The organism is Actinoplanes couchii, from assembly GCF_016862075.1.
GTDB lineage: Bacteria > Actinomycetota > Actinomycetes > Mycobacteriales > Micromonosporaceae > Actinoplanes > Actinoplanes couchii.
Map to the genome: position 1 here is coordinate 1 of NZ_BOMG01000148.1, position 14,055 is coordinate 14,055.

Annotated in this window: 15 protein-coding genes; 8 read left to right on the plus strand and 7 right to left on the minus strand. The window is 69.9% G+C overall.

The features are described from left to right. The coding region (locus Aco03nite_RS51350) for an SDR family NAD(P)-dependent oxidoreductase (protein WP_203810377.1) at positions 1 to 416 on the plus strand (416 nt) is incomplete at its 5' end. Here Aco03nite_RS51350 and Aco03nite_RS51355 read toward each other — a convergent pair. Together Aco03nite_RS51355 and Aco03nite_RS51360 are read right to left on the minus strand one after the other, a co-directional pair. Further along, positions 401 to 838, minus strand: a complete 438-nt coding sequence (locus Aco03nite_RS51355) for a GNAT family N-acetyltransferase (protein WP_203810379.1) — start codon at positions 836 to 838, stop codon at positions 401 to 403. The genes Aco03nite_RS51350 and Aco03nite_RS51355 overlap by 16 nt on opposite strands. A gap of 240 nt (positions 839 to 1,078) precedes the next feature. Further along, entirely contained in the window at positions 1,079 to 1,519 is a 441-nt protein-coding gene (locus Aco03nite_RS51360) for a MerR family transcriptional regulator (RefSeq protein WP_203810381.1), read from the minus strand. A 52-nt stretch (positions 1,520 to 1,571) separates the two neighbouring features. On the opposite strand from Aco03nite_RS51360, the gene Aco03nite_RS51365 reads away from it, so the two are divergent. Further along, positions 1,572 to 2,408, plus strand: a complete 837-nt coding sequence (locus tag Aco03nite_RS51365) for an SDR family oxidoreductase (RefSeq protein ID WP_203810383.1) — start codon at positions 1,572 to 1,574, stop codon at positions 2,406 to 2,408. A 117-nt stretch (positions 2,409 to 2,525) separates the two neighbouring features. On the opposite strand, the gene Aco03nite_RS51370 is transcribed toward Aco03nite_RS51365, so the two are convergent. Beyond that, positions 2,526 to 3,818, minus strand: coding sequence for an MFS transporter (locus tag Aco03nite_RS51370; protein ID WP_203810385.1), 1,293 nt, complete (start codon positions 3,816 to 3,818; stop codon positions 2,526 to 2,528). An 84-nt stretch (positions 3,819 to 3,902) separates the two neighbouring features. On the opposite strand from Aco03nite_RS51370, the gene Aco03nite_RS51375 reads away from it, so the two are divergent. Then, complete coding sequence (locus Aco03nite_RS51375; RefSeq protein ID WP_203810387.1) at positions 3,903 to 4,460, plus strand: TetR/AcrR family transcriptional regulator; 558 nt, start codon at positions 3,903 to 3,905, stop codon at positions 4,458 to 4,460. A 5-nt stretch (positions 4,461 to 4,465) separates the two neighbouring features. Here the strand turns inward: Aco03nite_RS51375 and Aco03nite_RS51380 are convergent, their stop codons facing one another. Beyond that, positions 4,466 to 5,626, minus strand: coding sequence for an alkaline phosphatase PhoX (locus Aco03nite_RS51380; protein WP_203810389.1), 1,161 nt, complete (start codon positions 5,624 to 5,626; stop codon positions 4,466 to 4,468). 181 nt (positions 5,627 to 5,807) lie between these two features. On the opposite strand from Aco03nite_RS51380, the gene Aco03nite_RS51385 reads away from it, so the two are divergent. Then, positions 5,808 to 6,677 (plus strand): alpha/beta hydrolase family protein, encoded by an 870-nt coding sequence (locus Aco03nite_RS51385; RefSeq protein WP_203810391.1) that lies wholly within the window; start codon positions 5,808 to 5,810, stop codon positions 6,675 to 6,677. Here Aco03nite_RS51385 and Aco03nite_RS51390 read toward each other — a convergent pair. After that, positions 6,674 to 7,144 carry a QsdR family transcriptional regulator gene (locus Aco03nite_RS51390; RefSeq protein ID WP_203810393.1) on the minus strand — a complete coding sequence of 157 codons (471 nt, stop codon included), beginning with the start codon at positions 7,142 to 7,144 and terminating at the stop codon, positions 6,674 to 6,676. The two genes, Aco03nite_RS51385 and Aco03nite_RS51390, sit on opposite strands and share 4 nt — an antisense overlap. Positions 7,145 to 7,428: 284 nt before the next feature. Between Aco03nite_RS51390 and Aco03nite_RS51395 the strand changes: the two genes are divergently transcribed. Beyond that, positions 7,429 to 8,454, plus strand: coding sequence for an LCP family protein (locus tag Aco03nite_RS51395; protein ID WP_239146140.1), 1,026 nt, complete (start codon positions 7,429 to 7,431; stop codon positions 8,452 to 8,454). Here the strand turns inward: Aco03nite_RS51395 and Aco03nite_RS51400 are convergent. Beyond that, positions 8,451 to 9,125 carry a nitroreductase gene (locus tag Aco03nite_RS51400; protein WP_203810397.1) on the minus strand — a complete coding sequence of 225 codons (675 nt, stop codon included), beginning with the start codon at positions 9,123 to 9,125 and terminating at the stop codon, positions 8,451 to 8,453. The genes Aco03nite_RS51395 and Aco03nite_RS51400 overlap by 4 nt on opposite strands. Before the next feature lie 74 nt (positions 9,126 to 9,199). Between Aco03nite_RS51400 and Aco03nite_RS51405 the strand changes: the two genes are divergently transcribed. Next, positions 9,200 to 9,838, plus strand: coding sequence for a TetR/AcrR family transcriptional regulator (locus tag Aco03nite_RS51405; RefSeq protein ID WP_203810399.1), 639 nt, complete (start codon positions 9,200 to 9,202; stop codon positions 9,836 to 9,838). Here Aco03nite_RS51405 and Aco03nite_RS51410 read toward each other — a convergent pair. After that, the gene (locus tag Aco03nite_RS51410; protein ID WP_203810401.1) at positions 9,764 to 10,777 is read right to left on the minus strand and encodes an NHL repeat-containing protein; all 1,014 of its coding nucleotides are present in this window, start codon (positions 10,775 to 10,777) and stop codon (positions 9,764 to 9,766) included. The genes Aco03nite_RS51405 and Aco03nite_RS51410 overlap by 75 nt on opposite strands. Before the next feature lie 119 nt (positions 10,778 to 10,896). On the opposite strand from Aco03nite_RS51410, the gene Aco03nite_RS51415 reads away from it, so the two are divergent. Both Aco03nite_RS51415 and Aco03nite_RS51420 read left to right on the plus strand, forming a co-directional pair. Further along, positions 10,897 to 11,154: a hypothetical protein gene (locus Aco03nite_RS51415; RefSeq protein WP_203810403.1), complete on the plus strand. Its 258-nt coding sequence runs from the start codon at positions 10,897 to 10,899 to the stop codon at positions 11,152 to 11,154. A 181-nt stretch (positions 11,155 to 11,335) separates the two neighbouring features. Then, on the plus strand, positions 11,336 to 13,261 hold the full coding sequence (locus Aco03nite_RS51420) for a serine/threonine protein kinase (protein ID WP_203810405.1): 1,926 nt from the start codon (positions 11,336 to 11,338) through the stop codon (positions 13,259 to 13,261). Positions 13,262 to 14,055: the final 794 nt, after the last annotated feature.

Here is a 14,055-nt window from a genome sequence, read left to right on the forward strand (position 1 = left end):
CACAGGATCGCACAGGAAAACTGAGACGCTCGTCGATCGTCAACATCTGCTCGGTCGCGGCGGTGTCGGGGCATGCCGCCGCGCCGTACACGGCAAGCAAATGGGCTCTTCGGGGTTTGACCCGCAGTGCCTCGCTCGAACTGGGCGTGCGGGGCATCCGGGTCAACGCGGTGATGCCCGGCCTGATCGACACGCCGCTGATGGAGTCGGCGCCGCAGGCGTTCTTCGACGCGGCACTCCCGGGGATCCCACTCGGGCGGGTGGGAACCCCGGGAGACATCGCCCCGCTGATCGTCTACCTGGTGTCCGTCGAGTCGGGATATGTCAACGGCGCCGAGATCGTGGTCGACGGCGGGCTGACCGCCCACGTCTCCCACAAAGCGATCGCGGACGCCACCCGTCACAGCTCCCGGTAGTACGTGACCAGGGGAAACGGCGTGCAGCCCAGGCTCTCGTAGAGGGCGCGGGCCGGGGCGTGGAAGTCGTCGCCGCCGGTGCCGATGGTGGCGACCGTCGTGCCGGCCGCCTTCAGCCGGGCGAACGCGTGCTCGCAGAGGGCCCGTCCCAGCCCGGTGCGGCGGTGGCCGGGGGAGACCGCCACGTGGGAGACGTCGCCGCGGTCGTCCCAGGCGACAAATCCGGCGATGACGCCGTCCGGAGTTTCGGCCACGGCGACGTGGGCGAGTTTCGGGATCTGCTCGGCGTACTCCTCGCGCCAGTGGGCGTCCCGGTCGGTGAAGACGACCTCGCCGACCGCCGGCCGGAACGACTCCTCATGGAACGGGCCGAACACCTCGACGGCCAGGGCGACGACGGTGGGCAGATCGGTTTCGGACATGGTGCGGATGCGCATGGGTCTGCCTCTCGGATGGCTGATACCGGAATCGGTGATCAACCGGCCGCGGCTTCGAGATCCGTCCAGCACTCACGCGCGGCGTGAGACGCGGACCGCGTGCTTCAGCGGCCCGCGCGGATGAGGCGCGTTCGCTCGGCGAAGCGCTCCGCGGGACGGAACGTTGCGGGCGGCCGGTTCAGCCGCGACGCGTGCGTGTGGCGAAAAAGCAGTTCATGGCGGGCATCATACGGGCTGGACCCCGGCTTCCAGGGCCAGGCAGGCGGGTGTCTCCCCGGTCCACAGCGAACCGGCGGTGCCGGCGGTCACGTGCTGGGCGTACAGATCGGCCTTGGCTCTGATCACTGTCAGACACTCGGTCATCCGGGACAGCTCGTGTTTCAACCGGGCCTCCTGGGCGCGCAGCAGCTGGAGACGTTCCTCCTCGTTGCCGGTTCCGGCCGCGACCAGTTCGGCGTAGTGGCGGATCTCGGTGACCGGCATGCCGCACTCCCGGAACCGGACACAGAGCCGGATCCAGTCCACGTCGAATGTCGAGTACCGCCGGCGTCCGCCACTGCTGCGCGACACCGACCCGACGAGCAGCCCCTCCCGCTCGTAGTAACGCAGCGCGTGCACGCTCAGCCCGGTCCGCTCGCTGACCTGGCCGATCGTCAGTTCATCCATGTCCGTCCCTCGGCTTGACCTAGAGTGAACTCTAGATCGTAGCGTCGTCGGCATGTCAACAACGAAGACCTGGTTCATCACCGGCACGTCGTCCGGCTTCGGCCGGCAGCTCACCGAACGACTCCTGAAGCGCGGGGATCGGGTCGCCGCGACGGTGCGACGCCGGGCGGCGGTCGAAGACCTCATTGCGGCGTACGGCGACCAGCTCCGGGTCGCGGAACTCGACGTCACCGACGGTGCGGCCGTCCGGAACGTGGTCGACGGCGCGTTCGCGGCACTGGGCACCATCGACGTGATCGTCAACAACGCTGGTTACGGCCTGTTCGCCGCGGTCGAGGAGGCGTCCGCCGCACAGATCCGGCACGTCGTCGACACCAACCTGCACGGGTCGATCGCGGTCATCCGGGCGGCGCTGCCGCATCTGCGGGCGCAGGGGCACGGGCGGATCCTGCAGGTGTCGTCGGCGGGTGGGCAGATCGCGATCCCGAACTACAGCTACTACCACGCGGCCAAGTGGGGCATCGAAGGGTTCTGTGAGGCGGTCGCGCCGGAGATCGCGCCGTTCGGCATCGGCCTGACCATCGTCGAGCCGGGCGCTGCGCCGACCCGTTTCCTGGACGCGCTTGCTACCGCGCCGGTGATGGCCGAGTACGACGCGACGCCCGCCGGGGACGTCCGGCGGGCGATCACCAGTGGCGCGATCAGCAGCGACAACGATCCGGGCCTGGTGGCCGAGGCGATGATCGCCTCGGCCGACGGGCCGGACGCGCCGTTGCGGCTGCCGCTCGGCCCGGACTGCTACCACCACGTCCGGGCGTCGTTGACCGCACGTCTCGACGCCCACGACGCCCACCGCGAGGTGGCCCTGTCGGTAGCCCGAGCCGCCTGACCACTTCCGGTCACCGCAGGCATCAAGCAAGGCGATGCCGGCGCCGGAGTCACGCCAAGTGAGACCACCGGCGGCCTCGGGCCCGGCGGGGCCGCCGGGTCATCACGTCGAGCAAGGTCACCGGGCGGTGTCGAGCGAGGCCGGAGCCTGGTCGCCGGCCTCGCCGGAGGAGACCTGGTCCGGGCCGGCGGGAACCCGTTCGGTGCCAAAGGGAACCGGGTCCGGGCCGACGGGAACCGGGTCCATGGCGGAGCGGGCCCGGTTCAGGGCCGGGGCCAGAACAGCGGCGACCGCGAGCAGCACCAGGACGGTGATCATCGCGTAGCGCAGACCGTAGTGCTCGCCGAGGAAACCGAGGGCCGGCGGCCCCACCAGGAAGGCGACATATCCGACCGTCGCGACCAGGGAGACCCGGGCGGTCGGGTTGTCGCCGGAGTCGCCGGCCGCCGACAGGGCCACCGGGAAACCGAGCGCCGCGCCGACACCCCAGAGCAGCACCGCGGCGGCGGCGACGATCTGGTTGTCGACGAAGACGACCAGGGCGACACCGATCCCACCGATCACCGCGCTGGCGCCGAGTACCGTGGCCCGGCTGAATCGGTCCAGGAACCAGCCGCCACCGAACCGGCCGATCGTCATCGCGGCGGCGAACACCACGTAGACCGCCGAGCCGAGCGCCGCGTCGAAGCCGTGCCCGTCCACCATCAGCAGCGGCAGCCAGTCGTTGGCGGCACCTTCGGCGAGGGCCATCGCGAGCACGACCACGCCGATGAGCAGCAGGGTGGAGTCCCGCCAGACCGGCGGTCCGGTCTTCTCCACCGCGGCCGTGCGCGGCTGGACGCCGATGCCGGTGGGCAGTTGCCGGATGGCCAGGACCGCGATCGGCGCGGTGATCAGGCCGATCACGGTCAGGTGCCAGGTGACCGGGAACGATCCGGCGGTGAGCAGCATGCCGAGGATCGCGCCGACGACCGTGCCGAAGCTGAAGAAGCCGTGCATCAGCGGCAGGACAGCCCGCCCGATGACCCGTTCCACGTCGGCGCCCTCGACGTTCATGGCGACCTCGCCGCCACCGACGCCGAACCCGAACAGGAACAGCCCGGCCGCGACGAGGGCGCTGCTGGACAGCCCGGCCCCGGCGCCGATGACCGGGGTGCTGATCGCGGTGGCCAGGATGCCGACGGTCACCACCGGCCGGGTGCCGAATCTGCTGACCAGCACCCCGGAGCCGAGGATGCCGATCATCGAGCCGGCCGAGAGCCCGAACAGGACCAGGCCCATCTCGGCGGTGGACGCGCCGAGCAGGTCGCGGACGTCGGGGGTGCGGGTCACCCACGAGGAGAGGCCGAGCCCGGGGAGGAAGAAGAGTGCGAACAAGGCGAGGCGGCGGCGCGCGGTGGCGTGGTCCATCAGGGTTCCCTTCTAAGTGCGTACAAACGTACGCACTTTGTGGGGGGTCCTACAATGGCCCGACCGGGGCGAGGAGGATCACATATGGGCGGGCCCAGACGGGTGGCCAACGACCCGCTGCGCAAACAGCGCATTCTCGACGCCACTCTGGCCGTCATCGCCGAACACGGCGTGCACCGCACCACCCACCGCCGGATCGCCGATACCGCCGGTGTGCCGCTCGGATCGCTGACCTACCACTTCGAGAGCCTCGACGCGATCCTGGAGCAGGCCTTCGAGGCGCTCGCCGACTCGATGTCCGAGCGCTACAGCACCGCCCTGACCGAGGCGCCCGACCAGCTCGCGGCCTGCGCGGCGGTCACCGACCTGATCTGCGGCGACGACTACGTCACGTCGCGGGAGGTGACGATCCTGCACGAGATGTACGGCTACGCCAACCACAACCCGGCGGTCGCCGAAGCCTGCCGGCGCTGGCTGCTGCGAAGCCGGGACAGCCTGGCCGTGCACTTCCCGCCGCGCGCCTGCCGGGCCATCGACGCGCTGATCGAGGGCTGGCCGATGCACCAGGCCTGGGAGCGTGAACCCCTGGAACGAGACCTGGTGCACGCGACGATCGTGGCCATCGCCGAGCGGATCCGGTAAAGCCGTCAGACCCGGAACGGCCCGGTCACGCAGTAGGTGATCCCGCCGGAGGACGATCCGCTGGTGCCGCGCTGCGACGAGAAGTAGAGCCGGTTGCCCGCCGGGGTGAACGCCGGGCCGGTCAGCTCGGACGACGACTGGCCGGTGACCCGCAGGAACACCGAGATCCTGTCGTCCGGCGTGATCATGCAGATCTCCATGTTGCCGCCGTCCTCGGCCACGTACAGGTCGCCGTACGACGAGCCGGTCACGTTGTCGACACCCGTCAGCGGCGCCGACCCGGACGTGACCAGGTTGTCGTCGTACGCCAGCTCGAAGGTGTTGCTCTGGAGGTTGACCTGCCAGACCCGGTTGTCGCCCTTGGTGGTGAACCAGACGGTGTCGCTCGCGTAGTGGCAGCCCTCGCCGCCGTTGAACGATTTGGCGCCGGAGACCTGGTAGCGGGTCTGGGTGGGTGAGCCGTCCGGGTCGGGCACGGTCTGCCAGGTGAACGAGCCGCTGGTTCCGGTGCCGGCGACGAACACCTGCAGGGTGCCCGCGGACAGGTTTCCCCAGGTGGTGGGCACGAACCGGTAGAACCGGCCGTCGGTCTCGTCCTCGGTCAGGTAGATCACCTGGCGGACCGGGTCGGCGGCGGCCGCCTCGTGTTTGAACCGCCCCATCGCCGGGCGGACCACCGCGGTGCCACCCAGCGGGTACGTTTCCCAGACCCGACCGAGGCTGATCTCCTCGCAGCTCAGCCAGGTGTTCCACGGGGTCTTGCCGCCGGCGCAGTTCTGGCTGGTGCCGGACAGGATCCGGGACGCGCCGACGATCGCGCCGGCCGAGTCGAACAGGATCCGCGACGCGCCGCCGCCCGCCGACGAGCTGACCTCCGCGTTGGACACGTAGATCCAGCCGCTGCCGTTCGGGATGACCGCCCCGCCGTCCGGCGCGTCGTGCCAGACGTACGAGGTGCCGGGCACGGTCTGCCGGGAGCGGGCGATCACCGTGCTGGTGAAGCCGGCCGGCAACTGGATGCCGTTGCTGTCGGCGGCGCGCAGGGCGCCGTACGGGCCGGTCGCGTTCTGGGCCGGTGCGGCGTAGGCCGCCGACCACGCGGTGAAGGGCAGGGCCAGGCCTCCGGCACCGGCCACGGTGCTGCGCAACAGGGTTCGCCGATTCATGCGGCGGACGCTAACCGTCCATTGAAGACAATTGTTGAACGCCAGGAATCCAAAGGTTTGCCCGAATCCGGCGGCTTCGCCCGAACCCCCGTCTCAGTTATTCCGGAAACGTTGTCGAATGACCCTCGGCGAATTAAAAATCGATCGCACCGGAAGCAGTTGTCCAGTGGGGAGAAAGAGAATGGGAAAGACAGTCCCGAAGGTATTCGGAATCGCTGCCGCCGTCGCTCTCGGTGCTGCTGGAATCACGCTGATCCCACAGGCGAACGCAGCCGAGGCGTCGTTCGCGAAGGGCCCGGCGCCCAGCAACACGAGCATCCAGGCGGCCCGCGGGCCGTTCGCGATCACCGAGACCGGCGTCTCCCGGGCGTCGGTCTCCGGGTTCGGCGGCGGTGACATCTACGCGCCCACCGACACCAGCGCCGGCACGTTCGGCGCGGTGGTGATCGCCCCCGGCTTCACCGCCCGCAAGTCCAGCATGGCGTGGCTGGCACCACGCCTGGCGTCGCAGGGCTTCGTGGTCTTCAACATCGACACGCTGACCACCTCGGACCAGCCGGCCAGCCGGGGCCGTCAGCTGCTCGCCGCCGCCGACTTCCTCACGAAGAACAGCAGCGCAAAGGCCAAGATCGACCCGGCCCGGGTGGCGGTGGTCGGGCACTCGATGGGTGGTGGCGGCGCCCTGGAGGCCGCGCAGAGCCGGTCGTCGCTGAAGGCCGCGATCCCGCTGACGCCGTGGAACCTGAGCAAGAACTTCCGGCAGGTGCAGGTCCCGACGATGATCGTCGGCGCCGAGGCGGACACCATCGCCCCGGTGCGCAGCTTCGCCACGCCGTTCTTCCAGAGCCTGCCCGCGGCGCCCGGCAAGGCGTTCCTGGAGCTCAACAACGCCAGCCACTTCGCGCCGAACACGCCGAACGCCACCATCTCGTCGATGAGCATCTCCTGGCTGAAGGTGTTCGTCGACGGCGACACCCGCTACCAGCAGTTCATCTGCCCCGGCCCGCGCGGCACGGCGGTGCAGGAGTACAGCTCGACGGCCTGCGACTAGCCGTCCAACAGGGCGCGCAGAGCCGGCTCGGCCGACTCGAACGCGATCGGCCCGCTGCCCAGGAGTGGGCCGTACAGCACCCCCTCCAGGGTGCGCACGTAGAGGGCGGCACGGCGGCGCAGGTCGTCCGGGTCGCCCTCGATGCCGGAATCCCGGAAGATCCGGGCCTGCGCCTCGATCGACCGGTGCTTGACCTCGGCGGCCGCGGTGAACAGGATCCGGGCCGCCGCCTCCGGCTCGGTGGCCATGAACCGCCGCAGCTGCTCGGCCCGCTCCAGCCTCTGCGCGAAGGTCCGGGAGATGTCGATGACCCGGTCCGGCCCGGCGCTCGTCGTCCGCCCGGCGGCCTCGGTGATCAGGAACTGCGCGATCGTCCAGAAGACTTCGCCGAGCAGACCGTCCCGGCTCCCGACCGCCCGGTAGAGCGTGGCCCGGCTGATCGCGAGTTCCCCGGCGAGAACGTCCATGTCTATCGTCGAATTCTTGCCGAAATGGTTCGCCGCACCCCGCAGCAGAACCTCCGGGGCAATGACACGCCGAGCGGTGGGAATGGCTGTTCTCCCGTCGCGAAGAATGGAGGCTGGCCGTATCTGATACGCCTATGGGCGGTGTCCGGTTCAATCCTCCGGGAAATATCATCCGGACGGGTGGCTTTACCTGCCGGAAATATCAGCGGCCGCGATACTCCCGGAGGAGTGGTCCGGATGCGGAAAAACCTCCGGAAAGTCCGGGTTGGTGTGATCATCGCTGGGTGATCAGGACACCGTGGTGGGCACGACTCGCGACAGCCGCCGGCACCCTGCTGTTGCTCCCGGCGGCCGGCGCCGTCGCGGCCACCGCGGCGACCGTCATCAGCGGGCCGGTCAACCTGCTGCTCGTCGGCATCGACCCGCGCGGCAGCCACACCAAGCCGCTCGCCGATACCATCATGATCGCCCACATCCCGACCGACCGGCGCGGCGTCTACCTCTTCTCGCTGCCCCGCGACCTGGTCATGCAGATCCCGGCCTACCCGGTCAACAACACACCCACCCAGCGCGCGAAGATCAACGCCGCGATGGCCCTGGGCAGCCGGACCGGCCCGGACCGCTACGACACCGCCCAGGGCTTCGGCCTGCTCTCCCGCGCCGTCGGCCGGGTCACCGGCATCCGCAAGTTCCAGGCCGGGGCGGTCCTCAACTTCGGCGGCTTCCGCACCCTGATCAACACGCTCGGCGGGGTTACCATGGCCATCGACCAGGACGTGGTCTCCGAACACCTCAAGCCCGACGGCCGGCCCCGCGACCGCAAACCCGAGTGCCGGGGCCACGACAACTGCCCACGGCCCTACATCGGGGTGCAGAAGACCTACCACAAAAGCCCGATTGCGGTACGCCTACAAGGGTGGGAGGCCCTCGACTACGTCCGGCAGCGTTACGGCCTGCCCCGCGTCGACTACGACCGCCAGCGCCACCAGCGGCAACTCGTCACCGCCCTGTCCGTCCAGACGGCCCGCTCGGTAGCCGCCGACCCGGCCCGCCTCCCCAAGGTGATCACCACCCTCGGCAGTTCCCTCACCTTCGTCGGCGACACCGGCAGCGCCCTGGCCTGGGCTGTCGCCCTCAAGAACCTGCGCCTGAACAAGCCGATATCGGTGACGCTGCCCGGCAGCGCGTACTTCGAGAAGGGCGTCTACCTCGGCGAGAAGCTGGACCCGCCGGCCCGGGACTTCTTCGCCGCCGTCAACCGCGACCGGGTGGCCCTCTACCTGGCCGAACACCGCCGGCTCGTCGACTAGAGGGTATGGAAGCGGGTCGTCCCGGCCAGGGGTTCGCGGCTCGCGACGACGGTGTTGACGGTGGCGGTGGGGTCGGCGTACCCGAACGCGACACCGAACAGCAGCTTGCCGCCGGTGACGCCGAGAGTCTCCCGGACGGTGTCGGCGTAGAAGCTCAGCAGCGCCTGCGGGCAGCTGGCGATCCCGTACGCGGTCATCGCCAGCAGCAGGGTCTGCGCGTACATGCCGACATCCGCGGTCAGCCGGGGGTCGCCGGAGTCCGGTGCGAACAGGAAGGCGACGTGCGGAGCCTCGTAGAAACGCAGGCTCCGCCGGTCGAGGTCGGCGATCGTGTCGGTGTCCCCGCGGCCGACCCCGAGCGCACCGTAGAACTCGGCGCCCCACGCCCGGCGCCGCTGCTGGTGGACCGGCTCGAAGATGTCCTCGCGGTACGGGAAGTCGACGGTCCGCCGGCCGGCCTCGTGCGCGGCGACCAGCGCGTCCGCGACCCGCTCCCGGGCGGCGCCGCTGACCACCTCCACCCGCCAGGGCTGCGTGTTGGAGTTCGACGGCGCGTTGCGGGCCAGGTCGAAGATCGCCTCGATCGTCTCCGCCGGCACCGCGTCGGAGCGGAAGGCCCGGGTGGCGCGCCGGCCCCGGATGACCTGCTCCACGGTTGAGGTCGTCGTCATGGCTCTCCTTAGGTAAACGCTGGCGTGTACATCGGGAACGATACCTCTGGTAAACGCTGGCGTACAGTTGGGGCATGGGGGATGAGCCGGTACGCCGGGCGGGACGCGGCGGGCGCGAGCGGGTGCTGGCCGCCGCCAACCGGCTGTTCGCCGCCCAGGGCATCACCGCGACCACGATGGAGGACATCGCCGCCGGTGCCCCGGTGTCCAAGCGGACCCTCTACGCGCACTTCCCCGCGAAAGAGGACCTGGTCCTCGCGCACCTCGACCACATCGTGACGGGCGGCTGGTCGGTGCTGACCACACTCGCCCGCACCGACCTGTCACCCCGCGAGCGGCTCCTGGCGATGTTCACCGTCCAGCCCTGGCCGGACGGCACCGTCCGGGGCTGCCCGTTCCTGCACGCCGCCGCGGAGTACCCGGACCCGGACAGCCCGGTGCACACCTTCGCCCGGAACCAGAAACTCACCATGCTGCGCCTGGTCACCGAGCTGCTGACCGAGATGGGCGCGGCCGATCCGGGCGCGCTGGCCGAGCAGTTGGTCACCCTCGCCGACGGTGCGGCCAGCCGCGCGATGGTGCTCGACGATCCCGGTTACGGACGGCACGCCCGGGCCGCGGCCGAGACCCTGATCGACCTAGCGACGGCGGCGCAACCGGGCGGAGATCAGCACGATCAGGCCGGCGGCGACCGCCAAGGCACCACCCGCTAGCAGCGCGCCGGTCGGTAGTTCGCGGCTGTTCGAAGCGGGCTCGGCCCGGGGCTCCCCGGTCTGTTCGGTCTCCGTGGCCTTCGGCGGCTCCGAAGCCTTAGCCTCCGCGGCGTCGCCGGCCCGGGGGTAACTCAGCAGGTCGACCTTCTTCAAACCGTCGGCCATCTCCGAGATCGTCAGGAGAGCCGTGCCGTCGGCGGAGAACGCGATCGACTCGCCCTGCGGCTCGTCCGGGAGCGCGACCGTTCTAGACGTACCCCCGCTGATGGTTTTGACCAGGCCCTCCGCATCGGTCTGGCCCTCGGGGACGTCGAACTCGAAAGCGTCGGCGTAGGTGCGCAGCGCGATCCGGCGGCCGTCCGCGCTCACCGCGCCACCCGTCACCACCAGGCGGCCCTTGAAGCCGTAGGGGTTGCTGGTCGTGGTGATCGGGATCGGGAAGTCGCCGGCCCGGCGCAGCGGCGTCGTCCCGTCCGCCGACAGCTTGCCGGTCGGCACGTAGACGCCCGCGGTCAGCGGATCCTTCGTCACCACGATCGGGACACCGTCCGAACCGACAAGCAGCGCCTCCGCGTCATGGGCACCGTCCGGGTACGACAGACGGAACAGCGTCGGCTCCTTCGCGCCCGGCTTCAGCCGCCACACGCCGATCGTCTCCCGCTCGCGCCCGTTGTCACCGATGTCGCCGACCCAGAGCGTGCCGTCCGCGCCGCGGGCCAGGTCCTCGGTGTCACGCGGCCGGGACGGAAACGACACGGTGTCGGTGACCTTGCATTTCTTGTTCAGGTAGAAGATCTTGCGGCCGGCCGGGTCGTCGGCGCCGTCGTTCACCACCACATACCCGTCGCCGTCGACCACCAGCCCGGAGATCTCGTCCAGCCGGTCATCCTTCACCTGGCACAGCGCCACCATCAGCGCGGCTGCGGTCAACAACGTCATTTCGCTCCTCCGGGTCGTTCCGGGTACAACCCTGCCATGACGCCGCCAGACGCGGGTCGTTCAGAAAACCCACAGGGCGCTCACTGCGACCGCAGAAAAACCCAGGTCAAGCTGGGGACATGACACAGATGGCTCTCCCGTACGCGTACCCGTCCACCCGCCGCGCCGCAGCCGCCGACACGTCCCCGGCCCGGTGGCGGCTGTTCAGCGCCGAGTTCGCCACCGCGGTGGTGGTCAACCTCGGCTCGGACTCCACTCCACCTCCGTACCGCTCCACCGACCGTGGCGTGATGATGACCGCGGCCCCGGCCGGTGCCGTGCTCGTCGGCCCGGAAACCCGCCTCGTCGCAGTTCAGCCGTCCGTCACCTCCTGGTGATCGCTGTGCCACAACTCACTTGTCCCACAGTGTGGACGCTCGGCCCGCCGGGGCCCATGTCCCCGGCGGGTCACCAGCCACCGTGAACAGCGATCTTGGTCGGTAATACGTCGTGTTGACGACTGATTGACGCGCTCCGAAGCGGACACACGGAGCCGGTCGATCCCTGTACCGTGCCGCAGTGCCGAATTTGATCGCAGAACGTTACCGCCTGGTAGGCCAGCTCGGTCAGGGCGGCATGGGTCGCGTCTGGGCGGCCCGCGACGAGTTGCTCGCCCGCGACGTCGCGATCAAGGAGCTGACGCCGCCGCCCGGCCTCACCGAGCCGGAGATGGTTGCGCTGCGGGAACGCGCCATCCGCGAGGCCCGCTCGATCGCCATGCTGGACCAGCCCAACGTGGTCCGGATCTTCGACGTGGTGTTCCAGAACGGCGACCCGTGGATCGTCATGGCGCTGGTGCCGTCCCGTTCCCTCTTCGACACGGTGCGTGACGACGGTCCGATGGCGCCGGACAAGGTGGCCCGCGTCGGCCTCGGCATCCTCGCCGCCCACCGGGTCGGCCTGCTGCACCGCGACGTGAAACCCGGCAATGTGCTGCTCGCCCACGACGGCCGGGTGGTCCTGACCGATTTCGGTCTGGCGACCGCCGCCGGTGACTCCAGCATCACCCGCACCGGTGTCGTCCTGGGCTCGCCGCAGTACCTGGCCCCGGAACGCGCCCTGGACGGTGAGGTCGGGCCGGCCGCCGACCTGTGGTCGCTCGGGGCGACGCTGTACGCGGCGGTCGAGGGCCGGCCGCCATACGTCCGTTCATCCCCGATGACCACCCTCGCGGCACTCGCCACCGAACTGCCCGACCCGCCGGAACGCGCCGGCGTCCTGCGGCATGCCCTGACCGCCCTGTTGCAGCGTGACCCGGGCCGGCGGGCGGACGCCGAGACCGCTCATCGTCTGCTGCTGGCCGCCACCGTCCCGGGTTCACCGCCACCGGCCGACGTCCCGGCGTATGCGGAGCCCACGTTCGCGGCTTCCATGAAGCCCGGGATCTCCGCCCGCCCGGCCGCTCCTGGCCAGGTGATCCCGCCCGCGCAGGTGACGCCGCCCGCACAGGTAGCTCCGGTCGGCCAGGTCGCGTCGCCCGCGCAGGTGACCCCGGCCGCACAGGTGACACCGTCTGCGCAGGCGGTCCCGGCCGCGCCGATGACCCCGTCGGCACATGTGAGTCCGCCCGGCATAGCGGCACCGGCTGGCACGGTGCCTCCAGTCGCGTCGGCTTCTCCGATCGGGCCGGCATCTGCAGGTGGGGCGGTCTCTCCGGCGGGGCAGGTCGTCCCGGTTCCGGCGGGCCCTTCCGAGTCGTCCGGGGCTCTCACCGTGGAGAACTCGGCCCAGGGGTCGAAGCGGCAGGGGCCGATCGCGGTGGGTATCGCGGTGGCGGCGTTGTTGATCGCCGGGGGAGCGGTCGCCTATCCGCTGCTGTCGAAGCCGGAGACGTCGACCACCCAGGCCGTGCCGTCGGTGTCGTTCCTGTCGTTGCCGGGGGAGGCGGCCGGGGCCGGTACCCAACTACCGCCGGCCAAGCCGTCCAAATCGGGCCGGCCGCGCCGGAACCCGTCGGCGAACGTTCCGTCGGCCGGAGCGAGCGCGGCCGTGAAGGGGAGCAAGAAGCCGTCGGCGGGAACGTCGTCCGGAGCCACCGGGCCGGTGACCGCAGCCCCCACCACCGAGGCCGCCGCCGCCGGAACGCCGTTCGAGAGCAAGGGCACCGGGACCTGTCTGCACGCGCCGTCGACCACCGGGGCGGTCCAGTCCTACACCTGCAACGGCTCCGCCGGGCAGCGGTTCACCGTCGCTTCGGACAAGACGCTGCGGGTGCGCGGGAAGTGCGTGCAGGTCGGCGGCACCGATGACGGCGCCGGTCTGCGACTGGCCACGTGCACCGGGATCAAGGCACAGCAGTGGAACTACAACACGTCATTCGACCTGGTCAGCCTCTGGGGAATCAAGTGCGTCGACATCCCGGACGCCAGTACGTCCAACGGGATCGCGGTCCAGGTCTGGGAGTGCAACGGCAAGTCCCACCAGAAGTGGGACCACTCCGAATAGCCACTGGTCCCTGACTGGAGGATAACGGTGCCGCTGGGCCCGATGGTGATACCCGGCAAGGCGGTCGGGTCACCCGAGCGGACCTGATCGTCCGGAAGGATGCCGCCCATCCCGTCCCATCCCCAGCCGATGCCGTAACCCGGCGCGGTTTTGCCTGTTCCAGTGAAGCGAGGCGTGGTGGTGTGAGACGCGGTGGGGCGTGGCGCGGTGCGGCGTGGGAAGGCGTGGCGCGGTGGGGCGTGGCGAGGTGCGGTGCGGCGCTGTTGGCTGCCATGGCGGCCTGAGCGGTGTCCTTGGCCGCCAGCCCTCGTTGGCCGCTGGGCCTGGCCGCTGGGCCCTTTGGTCTCCCGGTCTGCCCGGTCTGCTGGTCTCCTGGCCGCCGGAGCCGCTGGCGGTTGATCCATGGTTGCGGGCAGCGTTGGTGCAAGGGTTCGATGCCGAATTGAAACCTTCAAACCACTTGTGGGTACGAAACACAAGTGGAACGTCGCCGCAATTCTTCTGGTGGCGTTTGTGTTGCGAGCGATCCCGTGTTTAGTGCGGCAGGTCACGGCGCTCTGCCGAGCCAAATCGACGTTCCGTTGCTTTCCATGTGCGCTGTGTGCTGGAAAACTGAGATCCTTGACACGTGATTCACAGGCTCGTAACGTGAATGAGCAAGATCCTGAAACGTTTCAAACGTGAATGCAATCGTTGGGGAGTTCATATGCGCTTCGACCGCAAGTTCGCCAGCGCGCTGGCGATCACCACCGCGGCTGCCCTCGCTCTCACCGGCTGTACCAAGAAGAACGAGG

Bases quoted from the DNA above. Each gene is read 5' to 3' on its own strand.
- Aco03nite_RS51355 (WP_203810379.1), bottom strand. From the start codon at position 838: ATGTCCGAAACCGATCTGCCCACCGTCGTCGCCCTGGCCGTCGAGGTG.
- Aco03nite_RS51360 (WP_203810381.1), bottom strand. From the start codon at position 1,519: ATGGATGAACTGACGATCGGCCAGGTCAGCGAGCGGACCGGGCTGAGC.
- Aco03nite_RS51365 (WP_203810383.1), top strand. From the start codon at position 1,572: ATGTCAACAACGAAGACCTGGTTCATCACCGGCACGTCGTCCGGCTTC.
- Aco03nite_RS51370 (WP_203810385.1), bottom strand. From the start codon at position 3,818: ATGGACCACGCCACCGCGCGCCGCCGCCTCGCCTTGTTCGCACTCTTC.
- Aco03nite_RS51375 (WP_203810387.1), top strand. From the start codon at position 3,903: ATGGGCGGGCCCAGACGGGTGGCCAACGACCCGCTGCGCAAACAGCGC.
- Aco03nite_RS51380 (WP_203810389.1), bottom strand. From the start codon at position 5,626: ATGAATCGGCGAACCCTGTTGCGCAGCACCGTGGCCGGTGCCGGAGGC.
- Aco03nite_RS51385 (WP_203810391.1), top strand. From the start codon at position 5,808: ATGGGAAAGACAGTCCCGAAGGTATTCGGAATCGCTGCCGCCGTCGCT.
- Aco03nite_RS51390 (WP_203810393.1), bottom strand. From the start codon at position 7,144: ATGGACGTTCTCGCCGGGGAACTCGCGATCAGCCGGGCCACGCTCTAC.
- Aco03nite_RS51400 (WP_203810397.1), bottom strand. From the start codon at position 9,125: ATGACGACGACCTCAACCGTGGAGCAGGTCATCCGGGGCCGGCGCGCC.
- Aco03nite_RS51405 (WP_203810399.1), top strand. From the start codon at position 9,200: ATGGGGGATGAGCCGGTACGCCGGGCGGGACGCGGCGGGCGCGAGCGG.
- Aco03nite_RS51410 (WP_203810401.1), bottom strand. From the start codon at position 10,777: ATGACGTTGTTGACCGCAGCCGCGCTGATGGTGGCGCTGTGCCAGGTG.
- Aco03nite_RS51415 (WP_203810403.1), top strand. From the start codon at position 10,897: ATGACACAGATGGCTCTCCCGTACGCGTACCCGTCCACCCGCCGCGCC.